The organism is Sinorhizobium sp. P24N7, from assembly GCF_042436655.1.
In the GTDB taxonomy this organism is placed as follows: Bacteria; Pseudomonadota; Alphaproteobacteria; order Rhizobiales; family Rhizobiaceae; genus Sinorhizobium; species Sinorhizobium meliloti_A.
This window is the reverse complement of record NZ_JBHMIW010000164.1, coordinates 1-348: the sequence shown is the minus strand read 5'-3', so window position 1 is coordinate 348 and position 348 is coordinate 1. Positions and strand designations below refer to the sequence as shown.

1 pseudogene is annotated in these 348 nt (G+C 61.2%); it reads left to right on the top strand.

Features of this window, described 5'->3' with window-relative positions:
• Nucleotides 1–348 (top strand): annotated as a pseudogene (locus tag ACFHWW_RS34460) (acetyl-CoA carboxylase biotin carboxylase subunit family protein); the annotation flags it as partial.

The following is a 348-nucleotide window of genomic DNA, read 5'->3' as shown; positions in this document are numbered from 1 at the left end:
CCACCCCCCACCACAATTCGTCGTGCGTGAGACGACCTTTCCGGCCCCGCTGACTGATGACGAGCATAAACGTATCGCCGATGTTTCGCTGAGTTGCTTGCGAGCTCTCGGCCTTGGCTGGGGGCCAGCGAACATAGAACTCCGGTGGACGCAGCGCGGCCCGGTCGTCATCGAAGTCAATCCCCGTCTTCCGGGGTGGGCAACTCCTCGGCTGATTGAGCTAGCTTACGGCGTCGATCTCGTGACCGAGCACATCAAGCTTGTCATCGGCGAGGAATGGGATTTGCGCAGAACACATTCGCAGACTGCGGCCGCGCGGTTCCTGGTTCCTGATCGCGATGGCACCCT